This window comes from Xenorhabdus szentirmaii DSM 16338 (assembly GCF_002632585.1).
GTDB lineage: Bacteria > Pseudomonadota > Gammaproteobacteria > Enterobacterales > Enterobacteriaceae > Xenorhabdus > Xenorhabdus szentirmaii.
Window position 1 is genome coordinate 481,711 of record NZ_NIBV01000002.1, and the last position, 21,656, is coordinate 503,366.

Genomic DNA, 21,656 nt, shown 5'->3' on the forward strand with positions numbered 1-21,656 from the left:
AATGTTTACGTTTTTTTCTGCCTAAAAAGGTGACAACATGAATAATACTTTTTTTTCCCATGCCAATAACTTTCAAAGCGCAGTGACAAGCGGTGTTGATCCGCGAACCGGTTTGTTCAATTATTCTCTGCTCGTTGCCCAGCTTAATGGCAATAATGGTCTCGGTCCCAACCTGACGCTGGCGCTGTCATACAACCCGCTGAATACGGAAAATATTGGCTTTGGCATTGGTTTTACGCACGGTCTGACTCTGTATGACCGGAAAAATCAGCTGTTGATGCTGTCGAGCGGTGAACGTTACAAGGTGACTGAAACCAATAACAGTGTCTCGTTGAGGCAATATAAACTGGATGTTGTGCGCTTTGAAAAGGACGTTAAACAAAATGTTTATCGAGTGATCCATAAATCCGGTCAAGTTGAAGTGTTGACCGGTGCAAGAAATGCCTATGATCTAAAAGTCCCCACCAAGATTTTTACGCCTGTAGGTCACTTAATAACGCTAAATTGGGATTTCAAAAAAGGGGGGCGCCCCTATTTGATTAGCGTTTCGGATGAAACACAAGTCCTGCTAAGAGTGCATTATGAGTTCAGGAGTTATACGGAAATAACGGTCTGGCCAGATACCTCGGAATCCCATGAAATTCGATTGCAGTTTCAGAATGAGTATGTTGAGAAGGTCAAAAATAATGCGGCCGGTCAAACACTAGAATGGCAAATGGGGTACAATCAGGATCCACTCCGTTTATTGACCGAAATCATCTCCCCGACAGGCCTGATCGAGCGTGTAAATTACACGTCTGATGGCCAGCAGTTTCCTGATGGAGCTCACTTACCGGCTTTACCCTACGTTAATCAATACACCCAGCATTCCGATCATGGTCAGACTATTGTGCGAACTTACCGCTATACCAACCATAACTTCCTCGGTTACGGTACAGGCGGTCGCTGGGATCGGGACAGTGATAACCTCTATGGGGTGATGAGTAGTTATCAGTATGGTTCAACTGAAACCTGGCATAACGGTGACAAGCAGCGTCATATTACCCGGCGTTATAACAATTTCCATTTAATGGTGTCTGAAATCATTCAGCAAAATAACTGCAAACGGGAACACCAGACTGAATACTATGCCAAAGTGGGAAGTCTATTTGAAAAGCAGGATCCTTGGTTCCAAATGCCAAAATCAGCCACCATCTGTTTTAACGATGCCACTGATGGAGATGTTGTCCAGACGGAATTTGATGAGGCAGGAAACCTCATCAAGCAAACAATGCCGGATGGCACCTGCACGGCATGGGAGTATTATGAGGTTGATGGTGAAGGGGATGATTGCCCCGCATCCCCATACGGATTTAAGCGTTTTCTTAAAACCAAGACCGTGACACCGGGCCGATCCTTCCCTGAAGGGGCTTATAATGATGCCCCTGTACACAAAACAACTTATCGCTATAGCCGACTTCCTACCTGTAAAGGAGCGCCTGCTTCTTATGCGGTAGTACGCACGTATGAGGGGCATTCCATTGCTGACCAATTGCTGCGGGAACGCCAAATATATCATGTCAATGAGGTCGATTCTCCGGAGCATGGGCGTATTCAGCAGATTAAAGAGACTCTGCATCCTATCTCAGAGGCTTCTTCATCGGACAGTCCTTCCGATGGTAGCCTTTCATCCGACGACAGTTCTTCAAGGACGACTTTGATGACGTTCAGCTATACCCTCAAGGGAGAAGCACTGATACGGGATATTCAGACCAGTGATGGCAAACACAGCTCTAAAACGCAATCCACCCAATCTCGGTTCAGTAACAGATTGTGGAGTTCGGTCAGTGCCAATAATTGTACTGACCATTATGACTATGACGGGTATGGGCGCTTGTTGAGTAATGTCAATAATCAGGGAACAGATTATGTCCAAGATGTCCACTATGCTTATGCCATTGAGCAAGATGGAGGTGCCACAACCGTCAAAACAGATTTGTTGGGCAACCAGCTTCGTACTCGTTTTGATGAATTGGGGCAACCTTACCATCAACAACTCTTTGAAAAAGGAAAAGAAAATCAGGGTTGGTGGGATATCGCTGAAATAGAGCGTGACAGCTGGGGGCGGGTAGTGAAACAAACCTGTCATGACAAGCTGCCCATGGATGGTGATCTTGATAGTTCTGTGCAGGTTGCTTCCCGCCAATCTTTTGAATATGACGATTGGGGGCAGCAATCTTGCGTTATTAATGATACGGGAGGGAATGCTCGGCAGGATTACGATCCGGTAACGCGGACTTTGCAGATAACCATGCAAGTACCGGGAATGGCATTGGGTAAACGTACAGTGGTATATGATAAACGCCATCAGCCTGTCACCACCACACTTTATGATGCTCAAGGTAACCAACACAGCCAGCAAACCAATCATTATGATGGATTGGGACGCTTACGGGCAACGATTGATGAAACGAATCAAAAGACGGAAATGACTTATGACCTGTTGGGTCGGATCAGCACAATAACACTTAGTGATGGTACGGTAGTCAGAAAATCTTATGACCCGTTGAGTTCAGGCAATCTTGTGACTCAAATTAAAGTAAATGATCATATATTGGGTACCCGTAGCTTTGACAGATTGGGTCGCGTTACTTCAACAAGCAGTGGGGGACGAGCTTATCAATATACTTATGAAGGGATAAATCCTTATCCCAGCCAGATTACAGATCCCTTAGGCAATATTGTTACCTATGCTTATGATCCTTTACTGGATCATGCCTTGACACAGATGAGTGCTAAAGATATCCAAAATCACTTTAAGCACGATCTTAAAACCGGGAACGTCACTCAGGCCGCCTCTGCACAACAAGCGACCTCTGGATTCAATTATTCTCCTGCTGGTCGTTTGCAACAAGATACCTTCCGTTTTGATGATACGAAAGAAGGGATTGAACGGCAGGAGAATTATACCTATTCACCGGCAGGTAATTTGACGGTATACCAAGACATTACGGGGAAAACGCGTCGTCTGGCATTTGATAAATTTGGCCGTCCAGTTGCGGCTTTTGATCCCGATATTGATATGCATTTTACTTACGATGGCACGAATAGGGTCAATGGCTGGAGTGTGCATGATAAACAATCTGGTAAACAATTAACTGTCACACTGGAGTTTGATGATTTTGGTCGTGAAATCAGGCGCGTAATTCAGACAGAAAAAGAGACTCTGACCCTTGAACAAACATATACCATCAAAGGGCAGGTAGCATCACGCACCACAAACTCACAACATGCCGGTCTGTTGCGCCAGGAGAATTATACCTATGATCCCGTGCGTCATTGGCTGACAGAATATGACTGTACGGGGGAAGAGCAACCTTTAGATGCTTACGGTTTTGCCATCTCCCATCAACGTTTTACCTACGATTGTCTGGGAAATATATTAACGTGCCTCACGACGCTTGCTGATGGTAGTGATGATATGGCTGTATTTACCTATAGCCCGTTAGATCCTTGCCAGCTCAGTAAGGTAACCCATACCCATCCGAAGTACCCAGCGACCATTGAGCTGGAATATGATAAGGCAGGGCGCCTGCTCTGGGATGAAGCGGGTCGCCATTTAACCTATGATGCATTGGGGCGTCTGCTCAACGTTGAAGAGGGGGATATGACCAGTCATTACGCTTATGACGCACAGAATCGTTTAGTGTTGCAGAAGCTGGGAGAAGACAGCATCCATGAACTTTATTATCAAGGGCAGAAACAAATTGCCGAAGTCACGCGTGGAAATGGGTCGGTGACACGTTTTTTGCGTGCTCAGGGAACAACGGTTGCGACGGTGACGGATAATGAAACTTATATGTTAGGTACTGATCACAATAGTAGTGTGCTGACAAGCTATAAGCGTGATGGCACTCAAACCCATTATCGTTATTCGCCTTATGGTCAGCAGAATAGTGACGAACGTAACCCTGCGATTCCGGCTTATAACGGTGAACGGGTTGATCAGATAAGTGGTGCTTATCACTTGGGTAATGGATACCGGGCTTATAATCCTGTCTTAATGCGTTTTAATGCCCCCGATAGCGCAAGTCCATTTGGTGCAGGTGGCTTTAATACCTATGCGTACTGCCTTGGCGACCCTATTAATCATATTGATCCCAGCGGGCATATGAGTCCGAGCAGCATTTTTGGCATTGTTTTTGGTACGGTTGGGCTGGCGGTGGGGGTAGTTTTGGCTATTCCGACAGGGGGCGCGTCGCTGAGCATAAGTGGTGCGATTTTAGCCGGGTTAGGAATACTGTCAGATGTGACAGGGATAGCCAGTGCAATGCTTGAAGATAGTAATCCTAAGGCCTCTTCAATTCTTGGTTGGGTATCTCTGGGGCTTGGGGCAGTCACTATCGCGGGAGGCGCAATCAGTTTTATCAGGGGGATGCAACAAGCGAAGAGGGCGGCAACTTCGTTTGGTACTGTCTATAGAAGCGAAATCATGACTCACGAAGGAATGCCGGTGAGAACAAATATGATGGAGCCTTCTTCTGGCCCCACAGGATATCTAAGATTAGTTGATAATGATCCTGTAAGACAGTTTATCAGAGCAACAGAGCAGAATAGAATTGTTACACTTGAAAACCCTCCAAATAGTGGCTTTTATACAATAGGATTTAATCCCATAGACTTTGAGAGTACGGAATTTAATGAACTTAGACGGGCATTTTTTACATCCAGAAGAAGTGATACATCAATAGAATTTGTCAATAATGTTTATGACATACCAAACACCCCCTATTTTTTGAACATCACAGCGCAAGATTTCGAACTGTTGTATTTGGGTTATGCGGGAGAGAATATATTCAACCCTATTGAGAATTCTGAGTTTTTTATCACACATGTAAATAGCTTGCGTACTCTTGTGGATACTCATATACATAGTAGGGTCCTGAATAGATTGACCAGTAGTGAGTTTGTATCTATGCAAGAAACTTGGGCAGCAGGCCATTTTACATCAAGTATGAGTTTGGAAGGATGGATATCCGCCGAGTTACTTGTGAGATATCGTCATTTGATGCCACTAATACGTAATTATCGGAGGTCCGGTATGGACATTATCAGCATATTTAATAACATAATTGGGGCAAGACTCTAAAGCGTTGTAGTGATGTTTTTCAGGCTCAAATTTAGTGTCCTTGGATTCGACTAATAAAATCAATTAACAAGTGGATTCCTTATTAATATAAACAGATTGTTATTTTAGGTTTATTTTTTTATTCATGGAGGGAAACGTTAATTTCATCTAATAGAATAACTGTTATATTTTTAAAATTAAATTACCTGCAGTGATATAACCACCGAAAGAGCATCGAAATATTGACGATTTGCAATTTTTTTCGTTAGTGTCTTAAATTAGTCCGTAGAGATTCATCAATTTGTAGAAAAATAATCTAATCGACTCTGGAGGTTGTATATGGGTATCCTGTCATGGATTATCTTTGGCCTGATTGCTGGGATCCTTGCGAAATGGATTATGCCGGGTGATAACAGTAGCGGCATCATCATGACGATTATTTTAGGCATTGTTGGTGCCGTGCTTGGCGGATATGTCAGTACTTTCTTTGGCATGGGGAAAGTTGACGGGTTTAATTTAGGCAGTTTTGTCATTGCTATTGTGGGAGCGATGGTTGTCCTATTTGTTTACCATAAAGTTGTTAACCGATAGTTAACCGACAGCGCTACACATTTTTATGTTACTTATTCATATCATTAAAAATAGAAAAGGGCATGTTATTTCGATGCCCTTTGCTATTATCGGCTTTTCCGATTTATCTTTTTTGAAATTTATTTTTCCAATGGAAGCGAATCATCGGCTCCCCATTCAGCCCAAGAGCCATCATACAATCCCGCATCTTTGTGACCGATCATATCAAGCCCCAATACTAAAACAGCGGCAGTCATGCCTGAGCCACAACTGGTCATAATCGGTTGATTCAAATCAACACCCTGTGCCCTGAATATGGCGGAAATCTCTTCTGCAGATTTATAGTTTCCATTATCAATCAACGCCGTCCAAGGAACATTTTTTGCACCGGGAAGATGGCCCATTCTCAAACCGGGGCGCGGTTCGGGTGCTTTTGCCTGAAAGCGGTCTTCTGCTCTGGCATCAATAAATTGTACGGAGGTTTTGCTATTCAGTGCATCAAGGATTTTTGCCTGAGTAAAAACTTTTTCTGGCATAAACTGAACATTGAAAATTTCAGGTGAACGAATGACCTCACCTGATTCAGTCGGGTAACCTGCCTTCTGCCAGCCTTGTAATCCACCTTCAAGAATACGGATATGGCGTGCTCCAAAAATTTTGAATGTCCACCATGCCCGTGGTGCAGAAAACATGTTGCCCTGATCGTAAATGATGACCAGATGATCCTCGCTGATCCCCATTTTATTGACAGCTTGGCAGAAAACTTCCGGCTCAGGCAGCATGTGTGGCAGGTTGCTTTGTAGATTGGCGACTTTATCAAGATTAAAGAACTGTGCTCCCGGAATATGTTTATCCAACCAGAGTGGGTGATAATCAATGGATTGGGTAGGCATTGGGGCACTGGCGTCAATAACAACGACATTTTCATCATGGAGATGATCGTTTAACCATTGTGGACTAACAAAATATTCATTTTTCATGGGCTTCCTCACCTGACATCGTCATCTCAGATATCGCAACCCGATACGCGATAATATCCAGTGTTGCGATAAAAGCGGATATATTTATTGCTGCCCTGTCGGGGTATTTTCCTGCTGAATTTGTTGTGGTTCTTCTACAGGGGTTGTTGAGCGTGTGTACATATTCAATCCCGCCAGAAAAACACCGCCAATAGAGCCAATAGAAAATAATATGATAATAATAAGCAGGAGTTTTTTCATCGTTGTATCCAATCAGATTGTCATGATGCACGGTAATGGCCATAAAAAGCCCAAATACCCAAATATAGAAGCCCAGAAGTATATCGGCTTCTGCATCCCAGACAAGTGATATACCTTTCATATCTTGAGATGCAACTCAAAAGTGGATGAATAATCCATTTTTGTGCATGGATAAATTTTTGTGCTTTGATAATAAGTGCTGGGAAGCACTTCCCGGTAACGAACATATTAAGCTGATTTGATACTCACTCTATGGGAGAATAGCGTTCCCATTTTTAAGCAGCAGAACTCATGGCACTTTCCAGCTCAATAAAAAATCAGATTAGCCAATGGTATAAGGCATTATCCAGCCATATTGACGGCTTCATTCCACGCGCGCCCCAACGCCAGATGATTGCAGAAGTTGCAAAAACGCTGGCAGATGAAGAGGGGCGGCATTTGGTGATCGAAGCGCCTACCGGTGTCGGGAAAACTTTATCATATTTGATCCCCGGAATTGCTGTCAGTCGGGCTGAACAGAAACCGTTGGTAGTGAGCACAGCCAATGTTGCGTTGCAGGACCAAATCTACAGTAAGGATTTACCGCTATTGCGCAAAATCATTCCTGACTTGAAATTCACAGGCGCGTTTGGCCGGGCCCGTTATGTCTGTCCCCATAATCTGGAAGCGATTTGTGCCGCAGAGGGTGAGCAGATTGACCTGATGTTTTTGGTTGAGGATAAAACGGAAGTCGCCAATAGTGAAGAGAGGGAGTTATGCCGCCGATTACGCAGTGACTATACGACCTTTGTATGGGATGGCTTACGTGATCATCATCAATTAGCCTTATCGGATTCACTGTGGAAAAAAGTCAGCACAGATAAAGTGAACTGTCTGGCACGAAATTGTCAGTTTTATCATCGCTGCCCCTTTTTTCTCGCTCGTCGGGAAATTGAAAACGCGGATGTCGTGATTGCCAACCACTCTTTAGTGATGGCGGCTCTGGAAAGCGAGTCTGTTTTACCGGAAGCAAAAAATCTGTTGCTGGTTTTGGATGAGGGTCATCACATTCCGGATGTTGCAAGGGATTCTCTGGAGGTGGAAGGGGAAATCACCTCATTTCAACTCAATGGGCAATTGGACACATTTGTTCGCTATGTGGAGCAATATCTGGTTCAATTCAGGCCCGCGAAACCACCGGCTTTGGCCAATATGCCCCGATTGCAGACGCATTGTGCAACACTCCGTGAGTCTTTTAAGGAGTTGGCAGAGATCACACAAGCGCTATCGCCTGAACGTGGTGAAGCAGAAGAGTATTTGTTCGCATTGGGGAAACTGCCGGACAGCTTGTTATTGTGTTGCCAGCAATTATTTAAGCTTACCGATGGGTTGCGTGGTTTAGCTGAAGCTATTTTAAATGATTTGAGTGATCAGACGGCCAAACAAGATATTGTCCGGTTACATCGTTCTATTTTGCAGGCCAGTCAGGCTCTGGGCTATTTTGAAAATATGGCAAAATTGTGGCGTTTGGCTTCACAGGAAGAATCTTCCCATGCCCCTATTTCAAAATGGCTTACGCGTCGCCATGAAAAAAACCAGTCACACCTTTATTTTCACTGTGCAGGCATCCGGGTCAGTGAGCAGTTGACACAATTGTTGTGGCGCAATATCCCGCATGTTGTCGTGACATCGGCGACATTGCGTTCTTTGAACAGTTTTTCCCGCATTCAGGAACTCACAGGGTTGCACGAAAATCATCATGATCGCTTTGTGACCTTATCATCTCCCTTTGAGCATGTGCGACAAGGGCGTTTGATCATTCCTAAAATGGCACTGGAACCCACTATTCAGAAGGAAATGGAGCACCTTGAAGAAATGGCCCGTTACTTCCGTTTGCAAGTCATGGAAAGGAAACACCGGGGAATGCTGATATTATTCAGCAGCCTGCGGGCCATGGAAGGATTTCTGACTTTTGTCACCGACTTGCGGTTAATGCTGTTAGTACAAGGTGATCAACCCCGTTACCGATTGGTGGAAACACATTGCAAACGTATTGATGAAGGGCAATCCAGTGTGTTGGTCGGATTGCAGTCATTTGCTGAGGGATTGGATTTAAAGGGGGATTACCTTTCTCAAGTCCATATCCATAAAATTGCATTTCCGCCGGTCACCAATCCGGTTGTGATCACCGAAAGTGAGTGGCTGAAATCATTAAAACGTTATCCGTTTGAAGTACAAAGCTTACCGAGTGCATCTTTCAACTTGATTCAGCAGGTAGGAAGATTAATCCGTAGCCATGAATGTTATGGTGATGTGGTGATTTATGACAACCGGTTATTGACCAAACGTTATGGAGCGCGTTTGTTGAATTCTTTGCCTGTATTCCCGATTGAGCGGCCAGAAGTGCCATCAGAAAAGGAACTGGAAATCATAAAAAAGAATAACTAATTTAAAAATAAGTTACTTATTCAAAGTTAAAAATTAAAAGTGTCGTTTTCAATGTTTTAGAAAATGACACTTTTTGTGATAAGGCGGATTTTTTGCTTTGTTAATGTATTATTTAGTTAATTTATTGATGAAGGCAGATGTTATATATTTCTTTTAGACAACGTTGATATTTTTGGGGATGATTAATATGTTTTTTACATATTGTATGTGCGCGTGCTTCGCATTGTTCCGGTGAATTACGCTTTGTAATGTCTGACGAAGATATATTTGTTAATGAAAGCGTATTTGCAAATGTATTCCAGGATGTTAATGATAAAACAATTATGCATAGAGAAAGTAATCTTTTCATCTTGAACCTTTGTATAAAATTGAACCTTTTCAGAGTATTTGATCTTTTTTAGAAAAAGACAGGCTAATAATAAATTTTTTGCCAAGTTACAATCGAGGCAGGCAGGTGCTTGAGGAGATTAACCAAAAAAATAAATTTAGGAAAGGAAAACGATCCGAATTACGGGTGATAATTCGGATTTTATATTCTTTATTTTTTCATTTCAATAAGATGCTGGTAATTCCCCGTCAGGGAAATATCCAGCTTGTATATGTTTGCGATAGAAAGTCCAGCTTGTTTTGCTATTGGCCCAGAATGGGCAGGCTCATTAGTATTATGTTTATCGTGAGAATAGATGGATTCGGTATCAATCGACAAAGTGATGCCACGGTTTTGTGTGGTCATACTTAACAAGTGACGGGACTTGTTAATTGCTCTGAGGCAATGGCGCTCAAGAAAGGGAGAAAGCGGTGGGAAGTATAATTCAATTTTAATGTTAATGAGGTTGATAAAAAGGATAAATAATATAAAAGTTAATATTATTTACCCTTTAAGGCAGAATGGGTTTGTAACTGCTATTTATCCTATTTTTTTCAGGAAGCAGGTTTTCAGAACTAACCCTTTGATTTTATCTGCATTGCATTCAATTTCATCTTCGCGATGAGTCAGGCGGATATTTTTGATTAATGTGCCGCGTTTTAGGGTTTTAGACGTGCCTTTGACTTTAAGATCCTTGATAACCTGTACAGAATCACCGTCATTCAGCACTGCGCCATTAGAATCTTTAACTTCGGTATCCATCTATAGTGTCCTCATGTTCATTTTTACACCAAACATGGATTATAGAGATAAAAAACACTTTTTTAAAGGTTAGTGTGATTTTTTAGATGATAACTTCCATTTTTTGCATTTTTGTTGCTTGTCTATGGCGAGTTTGGTGAGCGGCAAAAAGGCCATAATGATGGCCTTAACAAGGTGAAACATAATATTTTTATTTTATTGCTCAATATTTGCTTCGATAAACCATAAAAATTTGTCGAGATCACGAGATGCGGCAGTAAACATATCTGCGGTATCTTCATCTTCTGCATCAATAATTGCCTGACGAACGGCATTGGCAACGGTAGCATAACGTTCTGCCAACGCTTTTAAATGATCCTGTACGCTATGAATTTCGGTTGGATAATTTTTCAGCATGGTATGCTGGTTCACTTCCTGAATAGTGCCGAGCGCTGTTCCACCTAGTTGAACCGCTCGCTCAGCGAATGTATCAAGGTGATCCGTGATCGCATCACGAAAGCCATCCAGCATTTCATGAATAGCAATAAAATTTCGGCCACGCATGTTCCAATGAGCTTGTTTAGTCATCATGGAAAGATCGATAAATTGGATAACCATATGATTCAACGCATCAATTGACCGTAGCTTAATACCATCATCAACATTGTTTCGGGTATAAATCAGACCAGATGATTGGGTTTTGACTAATTTTGCTGTATTCATAATCATGTCCTCTTGTTTCCAAATAATGAGCTATACCCGATATTTTTCAATTTCTTGTCACGGTTGGTGGGCGGCAATCCGAAATATATTGGGTATATATCTTTTTAGATGAAATAAATTTAACTGACAACTTATCAGAGGTCATATTGATTGTTTCTATCGTATTGATAGTCATGATATTGGACAGAGAATGCAGGGTTAATCCTGCATGGCAGAGAATTGATAAAAAATAACGATATAAACCGGAGAATAAAGAAATTTCTCCGGTTTATACAATAAATATCTTTTTGGGAGGGGAATTAATTATTCTATATTCTTTATTTTAGTTTTTCGTTTCATCGTAGATGTTGAACCTATAGATGCACATATAATGCAGAAAAGGGCAACCCATTGAGTCAGCGTTAGATGTTCATTCAGGAAGATAATGCCTGAAAGTGCACCTAATGCGGGTTCAAGGCTCATTAACGTCCCGAATGTCTTGGCTGGCAGGCGAGTCAGGGCGATCATTTCCAATGTATAAGGGAAAGCGGTAGACAAAATTGCGATCCCCAGTGCAACAGGCAGCAGTGAAGTATCAAATAGTAATTCAGGGCCAGTTTGCATTAATCCGATTGGAAAGAAGATAAAGGCAGCAATCAATGAACCAATGGAAACGGTTGCTGCGCCATAACCGGCTCCGGCACGTTGCCCGAAAATAATGTAAAGCGCCCAAAAGAAACCCGCTCCCAGCGCGCATAAAATACCAATGGGATCAAGTGTGCTGACACTGTCCCCCATTGGCAATAAGAAGCCCAATCCGGCTATGACCAAGGCGATCCAAAGAAAATCCACTGGGCGCCGGGAAGAAAACATGGCTACAGCCAAAGGTCCTGTAAATTCAAGGGCAACGGCAATACCGAGTGGAATGCGGGACAGGGAGACATAAAACAGATAATTCATTGCTCCAAGTGAAATACCATAGGCCAAAAGTGGAACAAGTGAATTTCGTTGAAATTTCAGGCGCCATGGTTTAAAAATGAGAAATAAAATTATTGTTCCTAATGCGAGTCTCAAGGCGGTGACACCAGGCGCACCAATGACAGGAAAGACAGTTTTAGCCAGTGATGCACCAGCCTGAATTGATGTCATTGACAGTAATAATAAAACCACGGGAAGCAGTGGAAAAGCACCTGCCCGATGTTTGGAAAGAGACATTTACAGAAACCTCAGTTTACAACGTGTAATTTAAGTGCGTCATCTTCGCAGTGAAACAGATATAACTCAACTGTATTATCAATTGTGTGCTTATTCGGCTGACCTATAATCAAAAATTAAAAACAACCTCGGAGTTTAATGATGAAAGAGATGACAATAAAAAATTCCTTACCTAAAAACAGTGACATAAAGAGCATCGCAGTTTATTGCGGCTCCAGTCTGGGTGTTTCGGAAATCTACAAAGAAAGTGCGGTATTTTTTGCCAATGAATTGGTTAAACGTGACATTACGTTAATTTATGGAGGGGCCAGCGTGGGGATTATGGGAACGGTGGCGGATACTGTTTTACAGGCTGGCGGGAAAGCGATTGGCGTGATCCCAACCTTGTTGGAAGAACGTGAAATTTCCCATAAGCATTTATCTGAACTGCATGTAGTAGAAACCATGCATCAGCGCAAAAGTAAAATGATCGAGTTGGCAGACGGCTTTGTTGCCCTGCCGGGGGGCTTTGGTACATTGGAAGAATTCAGTGAGGTTTTTACTTGGAGTATGATTGGATTAAACAGTAAGCCTTGCGGCATTCTTAATATAAACCGGTTTTATGACCCTTTGATTTCAATGATTGATAAAATGGCGGATGAGCAATTTTTACAGGAAAAATACCGTAATATGGCCATTGTTGAGCAAGATCCGGGTTTATTGCTTGACCGCTTTAATGATTATAAAGTTCCTTCGATTAAAACTTACGGGAAATAAAAGTTAACTTCCGTAAAATAAAATGGAAAAAGCCTAAAATGGGGAAAGGGAGAATAAGAGTAAGACGCTATTTTTGTATTTTAAAATTAATTATCACCAGCGTATTGACTGCCCCAAATGATAATATCATGATCCCGAATTCCAACGGATTTTTAAGATAGCAATGCGGTGGCAAGGGAATGCTGAATTCGTCCGGAGCTGATTAATCTACAAAAGTATCGTTAGCGATACAGTCTCTTTTCCTATTTTATAGTCATCACTGTTTTGACTTTTAAATTTTATTATTATTCAATTGATTACCTGAGTTTCCCTCTTCTTTTGGAGAGGGGTGAGCGCATTCTGGCGATACTTTTTTCTCGTTGTGGCATAATGCGCGGCTGTCGATTTTCAAATTCCCTTTTTATTCACTCACTTTAAGAGCAAAAGTTGTGTTAAGTACAAACAACATCACCATGCAGTTTGGCAGTAAGCCACTGTTTGAAAATATTTCTGTCAAATTCGGCAATGGAAACCGTTATGGTTTGATTGGTGCGAATGGGGCAGGTAAATCTACTTTCATGAAAATCCTGGGCGGAGATTTAACGCCAACGTCCGGTAATGTCAGTCTTGATCCTAATGAGCGTTTGGGTAAATTACGTCAGGATCAGTTTGCTTTCGAAGAGTATACCGTGCTGGATACCGTCATCATGGGTCATACCGAACTGTGGGAAGTTAAGCAGGAACGTGACCGTATTTATGCCATGGCGGAAATGAGTGAAGAAGACGGCTATCGTGTGGCTGATCTGGAAGTCGCTTATGGTGAGATGGATGGCTACAGTGCGGAAGCCCGTGCCGGTGAACTGCTGTTGGGCGTGGGTATTCCCGTCGATTTACATTACGGCCTGATGAGTGCTGTGGCTCCGGGCTGGAAATTGCGCGTATTGCTGGCGCAGGCGCTGTTTTCAAATCCTGATGTTTTGCTGCTTGATGAGCCGACCAACAACTTGGATATTGATACTATCCGCTGGTTGGAACAAGTGCTCAATGATCGTGACAGCACTATGATCATCATTTCCCATGACCGTCATTTCCTCAATACCGTATGTACTCATATGGCTGACTTGGATTATGGCGCATTGCGTCTGTTCCCCGGCAATTATGATGAATATATGGTTGCTGCAACGCAAGCCCGTGAACGCCTGATGGCGGACAATGCGAAGAAGAAAGCCCAGATTGCCGAATTGCAATCATTTGTCAGCCGTTTCAGCGCGAATGCTTCTAAATCTAAACAGGCGACTTCCCGTGCTCGTCAAATTGATAAGATCCAACTGGAAGAAGTGAAAGCCTCCAGCCGCCAGAATCCGTATATCCGTTTTGAGCAGGATAAGAAGCTGTTCCGTAATGCATTGGAATTGGAAAGCTTAACCAAAGGCTACGATAACGGGCCATTGTTCAAGGGCCTCAATCTGCTGATGGAAGTCGGTGAGAAGATGGCCGTGATTGGTGAAAACGGTATCGGTAAAACGACATTACTGAAAACGCTGGTTGGTGAAGAAGCACCGAATAGTGGTACGGTTAAATGGTCTGAAAACAGCATCATCGGCTATTATGCGCAGGATCACGCGAGTGATTTTGATTGCGATATGACCGTCTTCGAATGGATGAGCCAATGGAAGCGTGAAGGTGATGATGAGCAGGCAGTACGCGGTATTTTGGGGCGCCTGCTGTTTGGTCAGGATGATATCAAGAAGAAAGTTGGTGTACTTTCAGGTGGTGAACAAGGCCGGATGTTGTTTGGCAAGTTGATGATGCACAAGCCTAACATTCTGGTGATGGATGAGCCTACCAACCACTTGGACATGGAATCCATCGAATCGTTGAACCTTGCGCTGGAGCTTTACGAAGGAACACTGATTTTCGTTTCCCATGACCGTGCATTCGTAGGTTCATTGGCCAGCCGGATTCTGGAAATTAAATCTGATAGGGTGGTTGATTTTAAAGGGACGTATGATGAGTACCTGATAAGTCAGGGTATTGCTGAATAATTCCGCTCTCACGGCGGTAGCCCCGTAAAACGAACGGGGCTATGATTATTGTTCCTGACAGACTTCACATTGCGGATCTTTGGGAAGCTTTATTTCACGGAATTGCATTGTCATTGCATCAAACAGCATTACCCTGCCACAATTCGCCTGCCCATATTGAGTCAATAACTTAATGGCTTCCATTGCCTGTAAAGAACCGATGGTTCCTACCAATGGCGCCATAACACCTGTTTCAACACAAGTCAGGCTGTTTTCACCAAATAATCGGCTAAGGCAGCGATAACAAGGCTCTTTGGGCTGATAAGTGAAAGCAGACAGTTGGCCTTCCATACGAATGGCTGCACCTGAAACCAAGGGAATTTTATGCCTGTAACACACTCGGTTAAGTTGCTCACGGATAGCTACGTTATCCGTACAGTCCAACACGATATCATGTTGGCAAATTAACTTATCCAAAGCAGGCTCATCCAATAATGCCTCAATGGGCCGGATAGTGACATGCGGGTTTATCTCCCGCAATGTCAGTGCCGCTGAGTGGACTTTGGGCATACCAATGCGTTCATCGCGATGCAGGATCTGCCGTTGCAGATTGGAGAGAGAAACAGTATCGAAGTCTAAGAGGCTGATGTTTCCGACTCCCGCTGCCGCAAGGTATTGGGAAGCAGAACAACCAAGCCCTCCCGCACCCACGATGAGTACGCTGGCGGATTTCAGCTTTTCCTGCCCGTCGAAATCGAAACCCCGTAAGATAATTTGCCGGTTATAACGCAAGGTTTCTTCATCGGAGAGTTCGGTCGTCATGATTTCATTATCTTATTGGTTTTTGAGTAAATGATTGAAAAATTCAATGTGTACGGTTTCTCCCGCAGCGACATGCCCGCGCTCCTGTTCCAGAACAATAAAGCAGTTACCGAGACTGTAAGAACTGAAAATATGGGAGCCTTGATGCCCTGTCGTGCTCACTTCTAATTCTCCGTCTTTATTGATGACAGCAATGCCTCGCTGGAAATCTATTCTGCCGGGAGATTTTTTCAGTGGCGTCGTTGTCCTGGCGGTCAGACGCATGGGCGGTTGCCAGGCGGTAAAACCGGATAGCCGGGCAATGAACGGTTGTACCAATTGGTAAAATGTCAGTACGGCAGAAACAGGATTGCCGGGCAAACCACAGAACCATGCATTTTCCAGTTTGCCAAACGCAAAAGGTTTTCCTGGTTTGATGGCCAGTTTCCAAAAGCTGATTTTTCCCACTTCCTCTAAAATTTGCTTGGTATAATCGGCTTCCCCTACCGAAACGCCGCCGCTGCTGATGACTAAATCTGCTTGTTTATCCGCATCAATAAACGCTTGGCGCAAAGCCGTTGGATCATCGCGAATCACACCAAGATCAATCACCTCACAATCCAGTTTTTCCAGCATTAAACGAATCGCAAAACGATTAGTATCGTAAATTTGGCCCGCCTGTAGTGGCTCGCCAACAGCTTGCAATTCGTCACCAGTAGAAAAAATAGCCACTTTCAGTTTGCGAACAACATCGACTTTCGCAATGCCCAGTGAAGCAATCTGCGGTAAGTGCGCAGTGGAGAGTTTGGTGCCTTTGGGAAATACCTTCGCATTTTGCATGATATCTTCGCCAATGGTGCGAATGTTTTGCCCCTGTTTAACGGGATGGGTAAAGTAAATTCCCGTTTCAGTGACTTCAGCCTGCTCCTGCATCACAACAGCATCAGTACCGAAAGGAGTGGGGGCGCCGGTCATGATGCGAATACAATTGCCCTTTGGCCATTCTTCCTGAAATGGTGCACCTGCAAGTGCTTTGCCGGCCATTGGCAATGTTTGGTTTTCATTGAGATCCGCAAGGCGAATGGCATAACCATCCATGGCTGAATTATCAAAAGGGGGAACGTTTATGGGAGAGATGATATCGGTAGCGGTGATGCGGCCGGTTGCTTCATTAAGATGAATGGTTTCTGTGGCTATCAGAGGTGAGGCTTGAGCCAGTAATTTTTCTAGTGCGTCTTCAAGTGAGATTAAGCCAGAAATATGACAGTGATCCATGAGTAACTCCCTATAGGCTGCGATTGCGAATAGCAACAATGGCAGACAATTATTTTCTTGTGCCACAGTTAATTTTTTTGTGGGTAACAGTGTTATTGGTAACAATGTTGTCGGCAACGGTACCGTAGGTAACGATATTGCAGGTAACGGTGTTATAGGTAACTGTATTGCAGGCATTATGGCAAAGATTGCTTTGGTGGGAAATGGCGGAAATTGGCTGTTAATAAAAGATGTATATTATATTCATGATTTGTTATAAAGGACTTACTCCAAACAAACTATCTGATTTCACTACTATTTAATCACTATGAGCAATCAAAACATCACACCTCATGAACGCAATTATCAGGCGTTTCAGATTGCACTAAGCGGTTTCCTCGCTTTAGTTGTTGCAATGGGAATAGGGCGTTTCACATTTACTCCACAAGTGCCGCTAATGATTGATGAATCCCAACTGACATTGACGGGAGCCGGAATTGTTGCCGCATTTAACTACCTTGGCTATCTGGCGGGTTCTTATGATGCAATGCGCGCGCAGCGTTTTGTTGAATATCGCCTCTGGAGTGGCCTGTGGGGCGCGGTAATTATTACACTGCTTTCCGCATTGTTAGATGGGCCAATATTACACAGTATTGCGCGTTTTTTTATTGGCTGGGCAAGTGGCTGGACATTAGTATTGGTGGCGGCATGGGCGAATGAAGAATTAGGAAAACTCAATCGCCCGGGATTGAGTGCCGCTGTTTTCTCCGGGCCGGGGATAGGGATTTTTGTCAGTGGCCTAGTGGCAGTTGGGGTTCAATCCTGGCAAATGAGCGCAGCCAGTGCATGGCTGTTATATGGCATTCTGGCATTGCTGCTCAGTATTTATGTGAGTCGTCATCTGCCTCGCCGCGGAGAACTGCACCGTCCGCAGGTTGCCATCCAGAAACTTTCACTGACTCCGGAAATCAAACGATTAGTATGGAGTTACAGTCTGGCTGGATTTGGCTATATTTTGCCTGCAACATTTTTGTCCCAGATGGCATCAGAGCGTTTTCCTGATAGCTTGTTTGCCCAATTTGTTTGGCCAATTTTTGGCGGAGCTTCTGTGATTGGTATTATATTGGGCATTTTGATGCGAAATGTCTCCACGGCAAAAATCCGTTTGGCTGTTGTACTGTGGCTTCAGGCATTGGGTATTCTGCTTGCTGAAATATTGCCGGGCATCAGCGGGTTGATGATGGGGGCATTGTTGGTCGGAGGCGGATTTATGTGTGCTGTGCAGTTGGCCTTGCAATATGGGCGTGAATTGGCACCCAACCATGCGCGTTATATGGCGGGATTGCTTACCACCGGTTATGCATTGGGGCAGTTGGCCGGGCCGATGTTGTCAGCGATTTCGACATGGCTGACCAACAGGCTGGAACCTTCCCTGTATATTGCATTTATTGGTTTGGTCATTGGCGGAGTACTGGTATTTTATCGTAATCCCCATCATGAACCATCTTAATTTGGTGCATTGGCGATGTGAAAGTATAGTTATCCGCAGATCCGCGATAAGCAAATACAGTGCAAATATTGTATGGTGTCACATCCATTGATATCTGCGTAGAATAAACATCTAGATTACCCGTTAATTAACGGAAAGTATGACTCTTGGAGAAACTGATGTCATCCCTAAGTACAGAAGCCGCGCTGGTGCATTCAGCACTGGTTGCCCGTGGCCTTGAAACCCCATTGCGTGAACAAACTCTGGAGCCGGAAGTGCGTAAGGTACGCATTGAGGAGCATATGACAGAAATTATGAAACTGTTAAATCTTGATTTGAGTGATGACAGTTTGGTGGATACACCGAGTCGTATTGCAAAAATGTATGTGGATGAAATATTTTCAGGATTGGATTATAAAAATTTCCCGAAAATTACGCTGATCGAAAATAAAATGGAAGTTGATGAAATGGTAACCGTACGTGATATTACGATGACCAGCACGTGTGAACACCATTTTGTCATCATTGATGGCAAAGCCACGGTTGCCTATATTCCTAAGGATAAAGTGATTGGTTTGTCCAAAATTAACCGTATTGTTCAATTTTTTGCCCAGCGCCCACAAGTGCAGGAACGTTTGACACAGCAAATTCTGATTGCATTGCAAACGCTGCTTGGCACGAGCAACGTTGCGGTTTCCATTGATGCTGTTCACTATTGCGTGAAAGCACGGGGTATCCGCGATGCAACCAGCACAACGACAACGACATCCTTGGGTGGCTTATTCAAGACCAGCCAGAATACACGACAGGAATTCCTGCGAGCCGTGCGCCATCTGCACCTATCATGATGAACTTTGATTATTATGAAGCATAGTTGTAATGGTAATGGTTTTAACGGTAATAGTTTCAATGTTAATAGTTGTAATGGCGGCAGTTGTAGTGGTGTGATGCATCAGAGAATTGAAGTGCTTGATGGTGTGCGTGGTTTTGCCATTCTGGGAATATTAATGCTGAATATTTCTGGTTTTGCTTTGCCATATGCTGCTTATATGAATCTGTTTTATAAGGATTTTGTTCCATTCCCTGATATTGTGACATGGTCTGTTCTGAATACCTTTACCCAAGGAAAATTTCTGTTTATTTTGACGCTGTTGTTCGGAGCATCACTTGAGTTGCTCCGACAGAGAGGGCGTGAGTGGAATATTCCCAGATTATTAATTTTGGCTGCGATAGGGCTGTTGCATGGTATTTTGCTGTGGGATGGTGATATCTTGCTGTTTTATGGCATTATCGGCCTGTTGGCATGGCATTTTATCAACTCGCGGCGAAAACTGTTTGGTACAGCAATCACTTTTTATGTCTTTGGCGTGATGATGTTTTATCTTCTGGGACTGTTTCCGATAGAGGAAAATACTTCATTTTGGTTTCCAACGCCGGAAGATATTTTTCATGAAAGTTATTGGAAAACTCAGGGCGGATTATTGGCTATGGCGCATCGCATACGCCAAATCAGTGGCATGATCATTGTTTTGGCTGTGCAATATGGCTGGCAACTCATCGGAGCGATGCTCTTGGGGGCGATGTTACTGCGCAGTGGTTGGCTGAAGGGGGAATTTAGCGCCAGGCATTACCGTCTCTTGGCATTATGTTTTATCCCGGTTGGTTTGATCTTTCAGGGAATTGCTTTATCAATACAGTTTTTATCACCACACAGCTATTTCATGTTGTGGACTGTCCGATATACGATCACAGAATTGGCAACCCCATTGTTAGGATTGGCTTATATTGCCCTGATTTACGGTTTTTGGCCGGTCATTTCACGTTGGCGAGTCACGTTTTGGTTACAGCAGGTCGGGAAAATGGCATTGAGCAGCTATTTGCTACAAACCTTGATCTGTACCACACTTTTTTATCGTTTCGAATTATTTAATCAGTTTACTCGTTTGGAATTAATGGCGTTTGTTCCATTTATCTGGGCACTGAATATCTTGTTTGCTTGCTGGTGGTTAAAACGTTATTCACAAGGGCCAATGGAGCAACTGTGGCGTTATTTAACCGCAAAGTTGGTGTAAACATGTAGTGATGAAATTTTAGTGATGAAATTTAAAAGCAGAGCCTGTTTAACAGGCTCTGCTCAGATTATTGACAAAGTGCTGGTTTTTTATCCGGTACTTTGCTTTAATCAAATTCCGTTCACCCGACGGAGCTGCCGCCATGTTAAGAGTTCCCTCTCCCCAGACGTTTCCGCCCGAAACACTCTCACTTGATGACCTCGTCCCCCAAAACCATCTGGTTCGCAAAGTCGATGCCGCCCTTGATTTCGAATTTATCCGAGATTTAGTCGCCCCGTTGTATTGCCAAAATAATGGCCGTCCGGCTATCGATCCGGTGATGCTGATTAAAATGATGTTACTGGGCTATTTATTTGGGATCCCCAGTGAACGCCGGTTGGTTCAGGAGATCCAGGTGAATATGGCCTACCGCTGGTTTTTGCGGCTGGGGTTGACTGAAAAAGTCCCTGATGCCTCTACCCTCAGCCAAAATCGGCGACGTCGCTTCAACCACTCCGAGGTGTTCCAGTCCATTTTTGACAATATTGTCGAACAGGCTATCCGCCGCGGTTTGGTGGGCGGCCGGGTGCTCTATACGGACAGTACCCATCTGAAAGCCAGTGCCAATCCCCATAAAACTGAGCGCCTCCAGCGTCCTGTTCTTCCGGGCGCCTATCTGGACGAGTTGGAACAGGCCGTAAGTGAAGACCGGGCTCAATCCGGAAAAAAAAGTTGACGCCAACCCACAAGGAACGGCAAAAACAGATAAAAGTCAGTACGACTGACCCGGAAAGCGGTTTTATGCACCGGACGAACAAACCGACAGGATTTTTCTATCTCGACCACCGTACCGTGGACGGGAAAGCCAATATTATCATGGATACTTACGCCACCGCAGGCAATGTCCATGACAGCCAGCCGTTGATTGGGCGTCTGAAACGTCAGTTGGCCCG

General features: G+C 43.8%; 17 protein-coding genes and 1 pseudogene. 10 read left to right on the forward strand and 8 right to left on the reverse strand.

Features of this window, described 5'->3' with window-relative positions; genetic code table 11:
- Window positions 1–37: 37 nt before the first annotated feature.
- Complete coding sequence (locus Xsze_RS12000; RefSeq protein WP_038238110.1) at window positions 38–5,128, forward strand: RHS repeat domain-containing protein; 5,091 nt, start codon at window positions 38–40, stop codon at window positions 5,126–5,128.
- Window positions 5,129–5,446: 318 nt separating this feature from the next.
- On the forward strand, window positions 5,447–5,698 hold the full coding sequence (locus tag Xsze_RS12005) for a GlsB/YeaQ/YmgE family stress response membrane protein (RefSeq protein ID WP_038238107.1): 252 nt from the start codon (window positions 5,447–5,449) through the stop codon (window positions 5,696–5,698).
- A 119-nt stretch (window positions 5,699–5,817) separates the two neighbouring features.
- Here Xsze_RS12005 and sseA read toward each other — a convergent pair whose 3' ends face one another.
- Complete coding sequence (gene sseA, locus Xsze_RS12010) at window positions 5,818–6,657, reverse strand: 3-mercaptopyruvate sulfurtransferase (RefSeq protein ID WP_038238105.1); 840 nt, start codon at window positions 6,655–6,657, stop codon at window positions 5,818–5,820.
- On the reverse strand, window positions 6,647–7,018 hold the full coding sequence (locus Xsze_RS22190) for a hypothetical protein (protein WP_038238103.1): 372 nt from the start codon (window positions 7,016–7,018) through the stop codon (window positions 6,647–6,649). Before Xsze_RS22190 ends, sseA begins: the two co-directional genes overlap by 11 nt.
- A 170-nt stretch (window positions 7,019–7,188) precedes the next feature.
- Between Xsze_RS22190 and dinG the strand changes: the two genes are divergently transcribed.
- Window positions 7,189–9,324: an ATP-dependent DNA helicase DinG gene (gene dinG, locus Xsze_RS12015; RefSeq protein ID WP_038238100.1), complete on the forward strand. Its 2,136-nt coding sequence runs from the start codon at window positions 7,189–7,191 to the stop codon at window positions 9,322–9,324.
- Between the two features lie 538 nt (window positions 9,325–9,862).
- On the opposite strand, the gene Xsze_RS12020 is transcribed toward dinG, so the two are convergent.
- From Xsze_RS12020 to rhtA, 4 genes are all read right to left on the reverse strand, one after another.
- On the reverse strand, window positions 9,863–10,057 hold the full coding sequence (locus Xsze_RS12020; protein ID WP_038238097.1) for a hypothetical protein: 195 nt from the start codon (window positions 10,055–10,057) through the stop codon (window positions 9,863–9,865).
- A gap of 174 nt (window positions 10,058–10,231) precedes the next feature.
- Entirely contained in the window at window positions 10,232–10,453 is a 222-nt protein-coding gene (locus Xsze_RS12025; RefSeq protein ID WP_038238094.1) for an alkylphosphonate utilization protein, read from the reverse strand.
- A 195-nt stretch (window positions 10,454–10,648) separates the two neighbouring features.
- Window positions 10,649–11,155, reverse strand: coding sequence for a DNA starvation/stationary phase protection protein Dps (gene dps / locus Xsze_RS12030; RefSeq protein ID WP_038238177.1), 507 nt, complete (start codon window positions 11,153–11,155; stop codon window positions 10,649–10,651).
- Window positions 11,156–11,458: 303 nt separating this feature from the next.
- A complete protein-coding gene (gene rhtA, locus Xsze_RS12035; RefSeq protein WP_038238092.1) occupies window positions 11,459–12,349 on the reverse strand; it encodes a threonine/homoserine exporter RhtA in 891 nt (296 codons plus the stop codon).
- Between the two features lie 141 nt (window positions 12,350–12,490).
- On the opposite strand from rhtA, the gene Xsze_RS12040 reads away from it, so the two are divergent.
- Together Xsze_RS12040 and Xsze_RS12045 are read left to right on the forward strand one after the other, a co-directional pair.
- Entirely contained in the window at window positions 12,491–13,105 is a 615-nt protein-coding gene (locus Xsze_RS12040) for an LOG family protein (protein ID WP_038238090.1), read from the forward strand.
- 428 nt (window positions 13,106–13,533) lie between these two features.
- A complete protein-coding gene (locus Xsze_RS12045; protein ID WP_038238175.1) occupies window positions 13,534–15,129 on the forward strand; it encodes an ABC-F family ATPase in 1,596 nt (531 codons plus the stop codon).
- A gap of 45 nt (window positions 15,130–15,174) precedes the next feature.
- On the opposite strand, the gene moeB is transcribed toward Xsze_RS12045, so the two are convergent.
- Together moeB and moeA are read right to left on the reverse strand one after the other, a co-directional pair.
- A complete protein-coding gene (moeB, locus tag Xsze_RS12050; RefSeq protein ID WP_038238087.1) occupies window positions 15,175–15,930 on the reverse strand; it encodes a molybdopterin-synthase adenylyltransferase MoeB in 756 nt (251 codons plus the stop codon).
- Window positions 15,931–15,942: 12 nt separating this feature from the next.
- A complete protein-coding gene (moeA, locus tag Xsze_RS12055) occupies window positions 15,943–17,184 on the reverse strand; it encodes a molybdopterin molybdotransferase MoeA (RefSeq protein ID WP_038238084.1) in 1,242 nt (413 codons plus the stop codon).
- Between the two features lie 79 nt (window positions 17,185–17,263).
- Between moeA and Xsze_RS12060 the strand changes: the two genes are divergently transcribed.
- The 5 genes and pseudogenes from Xsze_RS12060 to Xsze_RS22760 all read left to right on the forward strand — a co-directional run.
- Window positions 17,264–17,443 (forward strand): hypothetical protein, encoded by a 180-nt coding sequence (locus tag Xsze_RS12060; RefSeq protein ID WP_038238081.1) that lies wholly within the window; start codon window positions 17,264–17,266, stop codon window positions 17,441–17,443.
- 48 nt (window positions 17,444–17,491) lie between these two features.
- A complete protein-coding gene (locus Xsze_RS12065) occupies window positions 17,492–18,673 on the forward strand; it encodes a YbfB/YjiJ family MFS transporter (RefSeq protein WP_038238079.1) in 1,182 nt (393 codons plus the stop codon).
- A 158-nt stretch (window positions 18,674–18,831) separates the two neighbouring features.
- Window positions 18,832–19,500, forward strand: coding sequence for a GTP cyclohydrolase I FolE (folE, locus tag Xsze_RS12070; protein ID WP_038238077.1), 669 nt, complete (start codon window positions 18,832–18,834; stop codon window positions 19,498–19,500).
- A gap of 99 nt (window positions 19,501–19,599) precedes the next feature.
- Window positions 19,600–20,724 carry a DUF418 domain-containing protein YeiB gene (yeiB, locus tag Xsze_RS12075; protein ID WP_038238074.1) on the forward strand — a complete coding sequence of 375 codons (1,125 nt, stop codon included), beginning with the start codon at window positions 19,600–19,602 and terminating at the stop codon, window positions 20,722–20,724.
- Between the two features lie 142 nt (window positions 20,725–20,866).
- A pseudogene (locus Xsze_RS22760) lies at window positions 20,867–21,656 on the forward strand (transposase); the annotation flags it as partial.

Excerpts from the sequence above, each read along its gene's own strand:
- Xsze_RS12000 (WP_038238110.1), top strand. The coding sequence starts at position 38 with ATGAATAATACTTTTTTTTCCCATGCCAATAACTTTCAAAGCGCAGTG.
- Xsze_RS12005 (WP_038238107.1), top strand. The coding sequence starts at position 5,447 with ATGGGTATCCTGTCATGGATTATCTTTGGCCTGATTGCTGGGATCCTT.
- sseA (WP_038238105.1), bottom strand. The coding sequence starts at position 6,657 with ATGAAAAATGAATATTTTGTTAGTCCACAATGGTTAAACGATCATCTC.
- Xsze_RS22190 (WP_038238103.1), bottom strand. The coding sequence starts at position 7,018 with ATGAAAGGTATATCACTTGTCTGGGATGCAGAAGCCGATATACTTCTG.
- dinG (WP_038238100.1), top strand. The coding sequence starts at position 7,189 with ATGGCACTTTCCAGCTCAATAAAAAATCAGATTAGCCAATGGTATAAG.
- Xsze_RS12020 (WP_038238097.1), bottom strand. The coding sequence starts at position 10,057 with ATGACCACACAAAACCGTGGCATCACTTTGTCGATTGATACCGAATCC.
- Xsze_RS12025 (WP_038238094.1), bottom strand. The coding sequence starts at position 10,453 with ATGGATACCGAAGTTAAAGATTCTAATGGCGCAGTGCTGAATGACGGT.
- dps (WP_038238177.1), bottom strand. The coding sequence starts at position 11,155 with ATGAATACAGCAAAATTAGTCAAAACCCAATCATCTGGTCTGATTTAT.
- rhtA (WP_038238092.1), bottom strand. The coding sequence starts at position 12,349 with ATGTCTCTTTCCAAACATCGGGCAGGTGCTTTTCCACTGCTTCCCGTG.
- Xsze_RS12040 (WP_038238090.1), top strand. The coding sequence starts at position 12,491 with ATGAAAGAGATGACAATAAAAAATTCCTTACCTAAAAACAGTGACATA.
- moeB (WP_038238087.1), bottom strand. The coding sequence starts at position 15,930 with ATGACGACCGAACTCTCCGATGAAGAAACCTTGCGTTATAACCGGCAA.
- moeA (WP_038238084.1), bottom strand. The coding sequence starts at position 17,184 with ATGGATCACTGTCATATTTCTGGCTTAATCTCACTTGAAGACGCACTA.
- Xsze_RS12065 (WP_038238079.1), top strand. The coding sequence starts at position 17,492 with ATGAGCAATCAAAACATCACACCTCATGAACGCAATTATCAGGCGTTT.
- folE (WP_038238077.1), top strand. The coding sequence starts at position 18,832 with ATGTCATCCCTAAGTACAGAAGCCGCGCTGGTGCATTCAGCACTGGTT.
- yeiB (WP_038238074.1), top strand. The coding sequence starts at position 19,600 with ATGCATCAGAGAATTGAAGTGCTTGATGGTGTGCGTGGTTTTGCCATT.